This is a genomic window from Bradyrhizobium sp. PRIMUS42 (assembly GCF_023006515.1).
In the GTDB taxonomy this organism is placed as follows: domain Bacteria; phylum Pseudomonadota; class Alphaproteobacteria; order Rhizobiales; family Xanthobacteraceae; genus Bradyrhizobium.
In genome coordinates this window covers 1-9,388 of sequence record NZ_JALBGZ010000191.1, presented here as the reverse complement: position 1 = coordinate 9,388, position 9,388 = coordinate 1, and the positions used below count along the sequence as shown (strand labels likewise).

Genomic DNA, 9,388 nt, shown 5'->3' with positions numbered 1-9,388 from the left:
ACCCCCGGCCGCGCCATGGGCGTGGCCTTTGCGCATGCCGGTGTCGGCCCGGTTGAGCCCGCAGGCGCGGACCTTGACCAGCACCTGCGTGCCTTTCGGCTTGGGTTGAGCGACGTCGGAAATCCGAGCGCCTTCAGGGCCGTAGACGTAAGCCTTCATGGATTGCTCTCGCTTCTTGCAGTGATTATTCCGCGGCTTCGCGTTGCGGCTGAACGATCATGCCCTCCAGCCGGCTGCGGATGATGGCTTCGGCCTCGCGCACGATGCGGAAGATGAGCTCGGCGCAGGTCGGGATGTCCTGGATCAGGCCCTGCACCTGGCCGGCCGACCAGATGCCTTCGTCGGAATTGCCTGTCGCGTAGACCATCTTGCCGCGGGCCCCCGCAACGAGCTCGCGGATGTCCTCGAACTTGGCGCCTTCCTTCTCCATCGCGACCACCTTGGTCGAGATTTCGTTCCTGGCGACGCGCGATGTGTTGCGCATGGTGCGGAAGATCAGCTCGGTCTCGCGCTCGTCATTGGCGACGATCTTCTCCTTGATGAGCTGGTGGATCGGGCTTTCCTTCGTGGCCATGAAGCGCGTGCCCATGTTGATGCCGTCGGCCCCCAGCGCCAGTGCAGCGACGAGGCCGCGGGCATCGGCAAAGCCGCCGGAGGCGATCATGGGGATCTTGACCTTGTTGGCGGCGGCCGGGATCAGGATCAGGCCGGGCGTGTCGTCCTCGCCGGGATGGCCGGCGCACTCGAAGCCGTCGATCGAGATGGCGTCGACGCCCATCCGCTCGGCCGAAAGCGCATGGCGCACGCTGGTGCATTTGTGCACGACCTTGACGCCGTGCTTCCTGAACTCGTCGACGTGCTCCTGCGGCTTGTTGCCGGCGGTCTCGACCACCTTGATGCCGCTCTCGATGATGGCGGCGCGGTATTCGGCGTAGGGCGGCGGCTTGATCGCGGGCAGGATGGTGAGGTTGACGCCGAACGGCTTGTCGGTGAGGTCGCGGCAGCGCGCGATTTCCTTCCTGAGGTCCTCCGGCGTCGGCTGGGTCAGCGCCGTGATGAAACCGAGCGCGCCGGCATTGGCGACGGCGGCGACCAACTCGGCGCGGCCGACCCATTGCATGCCGCCCTGGACGATCGGGTGCTCAACGCCGACGAGCTTGGTGAACCGTGTCTGCAACATGATGTGTTTCCCCCCGCCTCTCGTGGCGCTTTGTTATCGGTTGATGGCGGCAGGATGCCGCCGGGGTCGGAAAATGTCTATTGGATCGGCTTGCGGTGAGGGCGGGGCAATCATGCGGGGGGTGAGGGGGATTCCGCGGGGCGGATAATTTCAGTTCCGTCATCCCCCGCAACCGCGAAGCGGTTGTCGCTGGAAGTGCGAGCCATGGGACGCAACGCGTCGAATGGGGAGCCTCGAAGGATGAGCGGCCGCGCTGCCAGAGCCGGGCTGTCGCCCTTCGAGGCCTGCGCTTCGCTCCGGCGCCTCAGGGTGACGGTCATGGATCGGAGTTGCTGCTCCTCCATCGTCATTGCGAGCGTAGTGAAGCAATCCAGGATATTTCCGCGGAGGGATTCTGGATGCTTCGTCGCAAGGGCTCCTCGCAATGACGGAGCACGAGGCAAGGCCATCGCTCTTCAATTCGCACTTCGAACAGCAGACACACGATCGCCCTCTCGCGGCGCATTCTCGCCCGAGTCTTGCTTGATCGCGTCGCCCTTATCGAGACAAGGGCGCAGGGAAGGCCGGGCGCCGGCTGGCACCCGCAGTCCGTGCGCGAAAAGATGCACACGGGGTGGACCACAGGTCAGCCGAACGCCCGGCCTTCCCTGCGCGATGGTTTACGGCGTACTTCGTGCTCTCCCCGGGGAGCGATGCACTATTGCCCCCGTCGCCATGCAGATGATCGATGCGCGCGCCCGGTCGGGCCGCCACATCACTACAAGACTTGACGCACAGACCCCGGGCGTCAGGACCACACGACTTGACCGTCCGCGCACGTCTTCGCATGTCGCTTCGAGGGTTGGCGCGTGCTCACGCCCGAAGCCATGCGAAGACGCTGTCAGCGCCGGGTCGTATGCGCAAAGCCCTGTTGCTCACGGTTTCCCGCCCTGCAACGAGCTTCGCGCCCGACGCCGTCGCGTCCATCGCTGCCCAGCCCGCGGTTCGTGACGATCGCGATCCGCCCCTTGTCTCGGGCCAGGGTGTTTCGCTTGTACGACAAATCCGAATTTCGGTAAAGTGGAATATTTGCGGCAGCGGGGCTTGACAGGCGGGGTGCGGGATTGTGCGGGTGTGTTGCCCGACGGGCGAGGGGGCGCTTCGAACTCCGGCGAGGTGTTGTGCGCGCCTGCTATCAACACGTCATTGCGAGCGCAGCGAAGCAATCCAGAATCTTCCTGCGGAGGGATTCTGGATTGCTTCGTCTCTGTGCTCCTCGCAATGACGGCGAGGGGATGATGGAGGTTCGTAGCCCGGATGGAGCGCAGCGCAATCCGGGGCTGGTGCGGCAAGCGAGGGCGGTCCCGGATTTCGCTGCGCTCCATCCGGCTACTAGGCCGCTACGGCGACACGGCCGCCAATCCAGGGCTGCGGCTACTCCGCCGACAGCCGCACCATCTGGCGGCCGCCGTTCATTTCCTTGAGGCGGTTGACGAAGTTTTCCGGGCGCTGCCAGCGGTTGGGGACTTGCAAGCCCATGAACTCGGCGATGTCGCCGATGAAGCCGGTGCAGTTGGCGGTTTCGGCGTTCCAGACCGGAGAGCTCGCCTGCAATTTCTTGATATAGGCGAACACGCGCTTGGCATCGGCCTCGTTCAGATAGACGCGATAGTTCGCGGTCAGATAGTCCGGATCGAGATCGCCGTAGCTCGCGCCGGTCTCGGACGGCACGAAGGTGATGTGACCGAGCACGTAAGCGAGCGTATCGCCCGCCGGCGTGAGGCCTGCGACCTCGACCGCCTTCTCGCTGGTCTTGCCGTACCAGACGAAAGCATGGCCCCAGCTTGCGGCCGTGCGGGCGCGGAAGTCGACGTAATACGGACCTTTCTCCACGCGCGCGAGGGAGCGCCGCGTCGATTGCGGCGCCGGCCGTGATGTGGAGCCGGTCGTGGCAAGCGCATTGGCGTCAACGCGCTTGTTCGCTTCGTGCGCCGAAGCCGAGGGCATCAGGCACGCGATCATCGCCGCGAGCGCGAGCCCCGCAAGGATGCAGGATCCCGATCGATCAGGTCTGTTCGTCACGCTGTGCCCCTCGACTGTCGGCCGCTTACGCTGGTTTTGCGCGCCTTGCGCTAGCGCGTCAGTAGCGCGCCGCGACCGGGCCGGGCGCCTTGCCGATCGGGGCCTTTCCAACCGGGCTCTTGCCAATCGGCATCTTGCCGATCGGCGCCTGCTCGGCCGGATAGGCCGGCACGGGCTGACGGCGCGGCAGATCCGCAGCGTTCGCGGCCGTCACCAGAGCAAGCGTGGCACCCAGAGCAATTACAATCTTCTTCACAGCGATACCCCTAGAAGGTTTGGTCCAAACACGGCAGTGCCGTGCCCCCAGACACGCCTCACAGAAGGGCGTCCGAATGCGACCAAGTTGCGGCGTGCGCGAGGCATGTCGGCGGCATTGGCGCGCGAAGATGTGATGTGTACGGATGTTTCGGAGGGGCGCGATGCCGGTCTGTAGGATGGGTTTCGCTGCGCTCTACCCATCCTACGCACGTCCGCGATTTCGTAGCCCGCACGAGCGCAGCGATATGCGGGGTCTTTTACGGATGGTCCCGGATGTCGCTTCGCTCATCCGGGCTACGGCACCGATGTTCTCACCCGATCCGGTTGAGGCTGTTCCGGATCGTCGCGAAGATGCCGCCGATGTCCTTGCGCAAGGCGTCGAGCGCGTTGAAATTATCGAAGATGCGGGCGAGGCGGTCTTCGACCTCGCGCTTGCTCTTGGCCAGCGTCTCGACGCGTGAGGCGAGGGTGACGTCGCCGTTCGCCTCGATCTCGCCGACGGTTTTGGCGAGGAGGTCGCGGGTGGTGCCGACGTCCGCGATCATGGCCTCGATGCCGAACACCGGGGCCTTGAGCGGGACGAGGTCGTTTTGCGACTTCGACAGCTCGGCCTTGAAGGCGTTCAGCGTCGCCAGCGTCTCCTGTAGCGCGCCGAGGCGCTGGCGCGACTGAAGGACGAAATCGTTCAGCGCGTTCTGGCGCTCAGTGAGGGTTTTGCCGTCGGCGTCCGTCTCGACATCGGCGAGCGAGCGTTCGAGCTGGGCCCGGCGTTGGCCGAGCTCCTCGAAATCGAGCCGGATGGTTTTCAGGATGTTGAAGCTGTCGTCGATGCGGGCGAGGCGCTGCTCGATCTCGATCTTGTTGTTCGACAGCGTTTCGACGCGGGTGGCGAGCGGCGCCTCGCCGCCGGTCTCGAGCTCGTCGATGCTCTTGGCAAGGCGATCGTGGCTGAGGCTGAGCTCGCCGATCAGGGTGTTGATGCCGGCATCCGTTGATCGCAGCGGCACCAGCTCGGCGTGGGATTTCGCCAGATCCTCCTTGTACTGGTTCAGCGTTGCAAACGTCTCCTGGACCGCGTTCACCCGCCCCAGAAGCGCCGACACGTCGCGCGCGATGTCCCTCTGCCGGTCGGCGAGATTGTTCTTGCGGTCGTCGGTCTCGAGGTCATGCAGCGAGCGTTCGAGCTGATTCTGGCGGTCGCGGACCTCAGTGAAGACGGGCTCGACCGCGCGGCGCTGATCGGCCACCTTGCCGACCATCTCGCGCAGCGCCTGCTGGCGGCGGCGGATCTCGGCGAGCTGGTCGTGCATGTCGGTGGATTCGTTGCGGCCCTGCTGGAGCCGCGCGCGCTGCTCGGTCTCGCCGAGCTTGTCGTGGAGGGCGGAGACCGCTTCGCGGGGATCGCTTTCGATCAGGTGCTGGACGGTGGCATCGAGGTGGTTTTGCAGCGCGTGGGCGACGACGACGTCCTCCCTGGTTTTCCTGAGGCGGTCGCGCAATTTGTCGAGGCGCCGGTCCTGGCGTGACAGCCGCCAGGCGGTTGCCCCGATCAGTGCCAGACCTGCGGTCAGGATCGCGCCGGTCGTGAGGCGCTGCGGCACGGGCAGGCCCGCGAACCAGGCGGGCAGGTGACTGAGGTCATAACCGAACGCCTGCTGGGCGAGAAACGCGATGGCGGCGAGCAGGACAAACCAGGCACCCAGGAAAAACAGCCACATCGTGACTCCTCAGCCGGTACACATTTTCGCCATGATTGCTATTGGAGAGCGGAACCGAGATCAAGGCCCGCGCGGCTCGCCGGAGGTTTCCGGTAGCGCGATTCACGGCTGGTTGCGTCAGCCGATCAGTGGAGAGCGGCGTGGGTTGCCGGGTTTTCCCGAAGATGCGAGGCCTGTAGCGAGCGCAGCGACATGCGGGACCACGTCAAGGCCTGTCCCGGATGTCGCTCCGCTTATCTGGACTACCGCGTCGTGCTCGCGATCACTTCCCGAGGAAGTTCGAGCGCATCCTGTCGGCGAACCAGACGACGAAGATCGCAGCGAACGCGAGGGCAAAGTACAGAGCCGTCCACAAAAGTGCATTACCGGCATTCGTCATGGCGTCCTCCTTGCATCAGAAATCGATCTGTCGCCAGGAAGGATAATGGCGGCCGCCACGGCGCGATTTGCGCAGGATCAATTTTGCCGCGCTGCAGCGAAAATGGCCGGTGAGCCGTCATTCCAGCGGCACGATGGTGTTGCGTCCGCGAATGATGGTCAGGCTATAGCCTGTAGCCCGGATGGAGCGAAGCGCAATCCGGGATTCTCTCCCCGCGGCAAGCGCCCCGGATTCGCTTCCGCTCCATCCGGGCTACGGCACCGCGTGGTGGCTACAGCCGAAACTCGTTGGTCAGCTCGCCGATGCCGTCGATCGCGACGGTCACCGTGTTCACCGGCTCCTTCATCACGCCGACGCCGACCGAGGTGCCGACGGCGATGAGGTCGCCGGGGAGCAGGGTCATGTCGTGGGAGATTTTGCTGACCAATTCCTGCGCGGTGAAGATCATGTCGGAGATCGGGTAGTTCTGCCGCTCGGCGCCGTTGAGAATGGTGCGGACAACGAGCTTGGCCGGATCGAGGCCGGTTGCGATGACGGGGCCGAACGGGCCGTAATCGTCGATGCCCTTGGCGCGGGCCCATTGCGGGAAGGTGGGGTCGCTGGTGAGAATGTCGTTGGCGGTGATGTCGTTGACGCAGGTGTAGCCGAAGATGAAGCCGTCGGCTTCGCCCGGGGAGACACGCGCGCAGGTCTTGCCGATGACGATGCCGAGTTCGCCCTCATAGGTGGTCTTGCCGTCGTAATAAGAGGGACGGCGGATCACGGCGCCGGGCGTCGTGATGCTGGTGGTGGCCTTGAGCAGATAGAGCGGCTCCGGCGGCTCGGGCTGGTTCAGCTTGGCGGCCAGCGCGTGAAAATTGTTCCAGAGCGCGACGATCTTGCTGGGCGCGCACGGGGCGAGCAGTTCGACCTCCGACAGCACCAGGCTCTTGCCGGTCGGGGCGTTGCGGCCGAACATCTCGCCCTCATGCACCCTGATCCCCGATGGCGTCAGCGTGCCGAAACCGGTCGTGCCGGCATGGCGGAAGCGCAGCCAGTTTTTCGCCCCGGTTGTCATCACGCCACCGCCAATGCGCGGGGATCCGATAGCGTCGAGACGCCGTCATAGAGGCCGGCGATGCGGGCGCGCTGGGTCACCATCGCCAGCACCGAGTCGAGCGCTGGCGTGGCGATGCCGGTGAGGCGGCCCATCTCCTGCACGACGGTGACGAGCGGGTCGATCTCCATGGGGCGGCCGCGCTCGAGATCCTGCAGCATGGAGGTCTTGTGGGCGCCGACCTTGCGGGCACCCTCGATGCGGCGCTCGACGTCGACGCGGAATTTGACCCCGAAGGTCTCGGCGATGCCTTGCGTCTCCACCATGATCGCGCGCGACAGCGAGCGCGTGGCCGGATCGGTGCAGATCACGTCGAGCGTTGCGTGCGTGAGCGCGCTGATCGGGTTGAAGCAGACATTGCCCCACAGCTTCAGCCAGATCTCGTCGCGGATGCGGTCGAGCACCGGGGCCTTCAGGCCGGCGGCGACGAAGAGATCGGCGAGGCGCGTGACGTCCGAGGTGATCTCCCCCGAGGGCTCGCCGAGCGGGAAATTGTTGCCGTAGACGTGGCGGATCACGCCGGGCGCCTCGATCTCGGTGGCGGGATAGACGATGCAGCCGATGGCGCGCTCGGCGCCGATCTCGCGCCACTGCCGCCCGCCGGGATCGATGCTCTCCAGCGTCGAGTTCTCGTATTGGCCGCCGTGCTTGTAGAAGTACCAATAGGGGATGCCGTTGACGGCGGTGACGATGCGGGTATGCGGGCCCAGGAGCGGCTGCATCTTCTCGATCACGCCGGTGATCGAATGCGCCTTCAGCGTGATGATGATGTAGTCCTGCACGCCGAGCTCGGCGGGATCGTCGGTGCAGCGCGGATGTACGGTGTGCTTCTCCTCGCCCGCGAGCAGCGTCAGGCCGCGCTCGCGCATCGCGGCAAGGTGGGCGCCGCGTGCGATGAGGCTGACATCGGCGCCTGCGCGCGCGAGCTGAACCCCGAGATATCCGCCGATCGCGCCGGCGCCGTAGATGCAGATCTTCATGAAGTCCTCGCGAAGGAGCCGAATTGGCAGTTGGTTCGATCGATGGGGCCACGGGGCCGCTGCACCTCTCCCGCTTGCGGGAGAGGTCGACGCGCTCGGAGAGCGCGGCGGGTGTGGGCTCTATCCTTTTGGGGAGTCTCGCCAGCGGAGACACCCTCTCCCCAACCCTCTCCCGCAAGCGGGAGAGGGGGCGCGTCCTTTCCGTGGCTGGAAGCGTGCGACGCTTCAGGCGGCTGCTTGCGGCTTGCCGTTGATGGCCTCGTCCATGGCAGCTGCGATGTCGCGCATGCTGATGACGGAGACGAGGCTGTAGTCGTCGATCACGGGCAAATGGCGGATGTGATGAATGTTCATCAGATGGCGGACGTGCTCGATCGTGTCGCTCGAGGTGCAGGACACCAGCTGCTGCACCGAGACGAGCTGCGAGACCTTGACGTTGACGGCGTTCGCGCCGTGCTCGGCGACGGCGCGCACCACGTCGCGCTCGGTGAACATGCCGACCGCGGTGTTACCCTCGGAGCGGACCACGTCCTTGACCACGAGAGCGCTGATGTTGTTGGCACGCATCAGCTTGGCGGCGATGCCCACCGTTTCGTTCATTCGCACCGTGACAACGCGCGGTGTCTTCTTGCGCAGAATGTCTCCGACCAGCATCGCAACCTCCCTGGGTGAATGTTGGGAGAAGTGTGGTATACATAATGCCAATCGTCAAGCATTGGATTGGGTGATCCGAAAAATCTTGCGACAGCGATGCTGACGTTTGTCATCGAGACAAAAAGAAAGGGGCGCATCGCTGCGCCCCGTTCTCGTCGTGCGAAAGCGTGCGGCGGTTACGCCGTCTCGGTCCTTGCGCTTGTCTTGGCGCTGCCGGTCGCGGCCTCGGTGCTCTCGGCTTCCTTGCCGAGGATGAAGGAGCGGCGCAGCGGCTTGATCACGAACAGCGCCATCAGCGCCGCCGTCGCATTCAAGGCCACGGCGACCACGAACACGGCCTTCCAGCCATAGGCCGCCGAGATCACGCTCGCGAGTGGAACGAGCAGGGAGGCGGTGCCCTTCGCGGTGTAGAGCATGCCGTTGTTGGTGGTGGCGAACTTCGAGCCGAAGGTGTCGCCGCAAGTCGCGGGGAACAGCGAGTAGATCTCGCCGAACACGCCGAAGTAAACCGCGGTCGCCAGCACGAAGACCAGCGGGATGTGACCGTAGGCCGACAGCGTCAAGAGCATCAGCGCGGCGGTGCCGAACGCGATGAACATGGTGTGCTCGCGGCCGATCGTGTCGGAGACGAAGCCGAAGAACGGGCGACCGAAACCATCGAGGATGCGGTCGAGCGAGATCGCGAAGGTCAGCGCCGCCATCTGGAAGCCGGCGAGCGTGACCGGCGTGTCGGCGATCTTGAAGTCGTGCGCGATCGGGGCGATCTGTGCCGCCGTCATCAGGCCGCCCGAGGCAACCATGACGAAGACGAGGTACATGACCCAGAAAATAGGGGTGCGCAGCACCTGCGGCGGGGTGAAGTCGATCTTGGTCTGCGGCAGATTGAGCTGCTTCTTCTTGGGCGGGATCGAGAGCCGCGGCGGCTGGATGAAGAAGGCGAGCGCGAACACGATCACGCCCTGGCCGATGCCGAAGGTGAGGAAGGCGTGCTGATAGCCGCTCGATGCGATCATGCTCGCGATCGGCACGATGGTGAGGGCGGCGCCGGCGCCGAAGCCCGCG

General features: G+C 65.1%; 8 protein-coding genes and 1 pseudogene. All 9 read right to left on the bottom strand.

Features of this window, described 5'->3' with window-relative positions:
- Positions 1–159, bottom strand: a pseudogene (locus tag MOV75_RS16470) (quinone oxidoreductase); the annotation flags it as partial.
- A gap of 25 nt (positions 160–184) precedes the next feature.
- Positions 185–1,180, bottom strand: a complete 996-nt coding sequence (locus MOV75_RS16465; protein WP_246926540.1) for a nitronate monooxygenase family protein — start codon at positions 1,178–1,180, stop codon at positions 185–187.
- Positions 1,181–2,593: 1,413 nt separating this feature from the next.
- On the bottom strand, positions 2,594–3,241 hold the full coding sequence (locus MOV75_RS16460) for a hypothetical protein (protein WP_246926538.1): 648 nt from the start codon (positions 3,239–3,241) through the stop codon (positions 2,594–2,596).
- Between the two features lie 58 nt (positions 3,242–3,299).
- Positions 3,300–3,497, bottom strand: a complete 198-nt coding sequence (locus MOV75_RS16455) for a hypothetical protein (RefSeq protein ID WP_246926536.1) — start codon at positions 3,495–3,497, stop codon at positions 3,300–3,302.
- Between the two features lie 313 nt (positions 3,498–3,810).
- Positions 3,811–5,217, bottom strand: a complete 1,407-nt coding sequence (locus MOV75_RS16450; protein ID WP_247006204.1) for a hypothetical protein — start codon at positions 5,215–5,217, stop codon at positions 3,811–3,813.
- Positions 5,218–5,867: 650 nt separating this feature from the next.
- Positions 5,868–6,653 (bottom strand): fumarylacetoacetate hydrolase family protein, encoded by a 786-nt coding sequence (locus MOV75_RS16445; protein ID WP_247006203.1) that lies wholly within the window; start codon positions 6,651–6,653, stop codon positions 5,868–5,870.
- Complete coding sequence (locus MOV75_RS16440) at positions 6,653–7,672, bottom strand: 2-dehydropantoate 2-reductase (RefSeq protein WP_246926532.1); 1,020 nt, start codon at positions 7,670–7,672, stop codon at positions 6,653–6,655. The genes MOV75_RS16445 and MOV75_RS16440 overlap by 1 nt, the downstream gene beginning before the upstream one ends.
- 225 nt (positions 7,673–7,897) lie before the next feature.
- Positions 7,898–8,326, bottom strand: a complete 429-nt coding sequence (locus MOV75_RS16435) for a CBS domain-containing protein (RefSeq protein ID WP_246926531.1) — start codon at positions 8,324–8,326, stop codon at positions 7,898–7,900.
- Positions 8,327–8,502: 176 nt separating this feature from the next.
- Positions 8,503–9,388, bottom strand: an 886-nt coding sequence (gene oxlT, locus MOV75_RS16430) for an oxalate/formate MFS antiporter (RefSeq protein ID WP_247006202.1), incomplete at its 5' end; no start/stop codon positions are given.

Excerpts from the sequence above, each read along its gene's own strand:
- MOV75_RS16465 (WP_246926540.1), bottom strand. The coding sequence starts at position 1,180 with ATGTTGCAGACACGGTTCACCAAGCTCGTCGGCGTTGAGCACCCGATC.
- MOV75_RS16450 (WP_247006204.1), bottom strand. The coding sequence starts at position 5,217 with ATGTGGCTGTTTTTCCTGGGTGCCTGGTTTGTCCTGCTCGCCGCCATC.
- MOV75_RS16445 (WP_247006203.1), bottom strand. The coding sequence starts at position 6,653 with ATGACAACCGGGGCGAAAAACTGGCTGCGCTTCCGCCATGCCGGCACG.
- MOV75_RS16440 (WP_246926532.1), bottom strand. The coding sequence starts at position 7,672 with ATGAAGATCTGCATCTACGGCGCCGGCGCGATCGGCGGATATCTCGGG.
- MOV75_RS16435 (WP_246926531.1), bottom strand. The coding sequence starts at position 8,326 with ATGCTGGTCGGAGACATTCTGCGCAAGAAGACACCGCGCGTTGTCACG.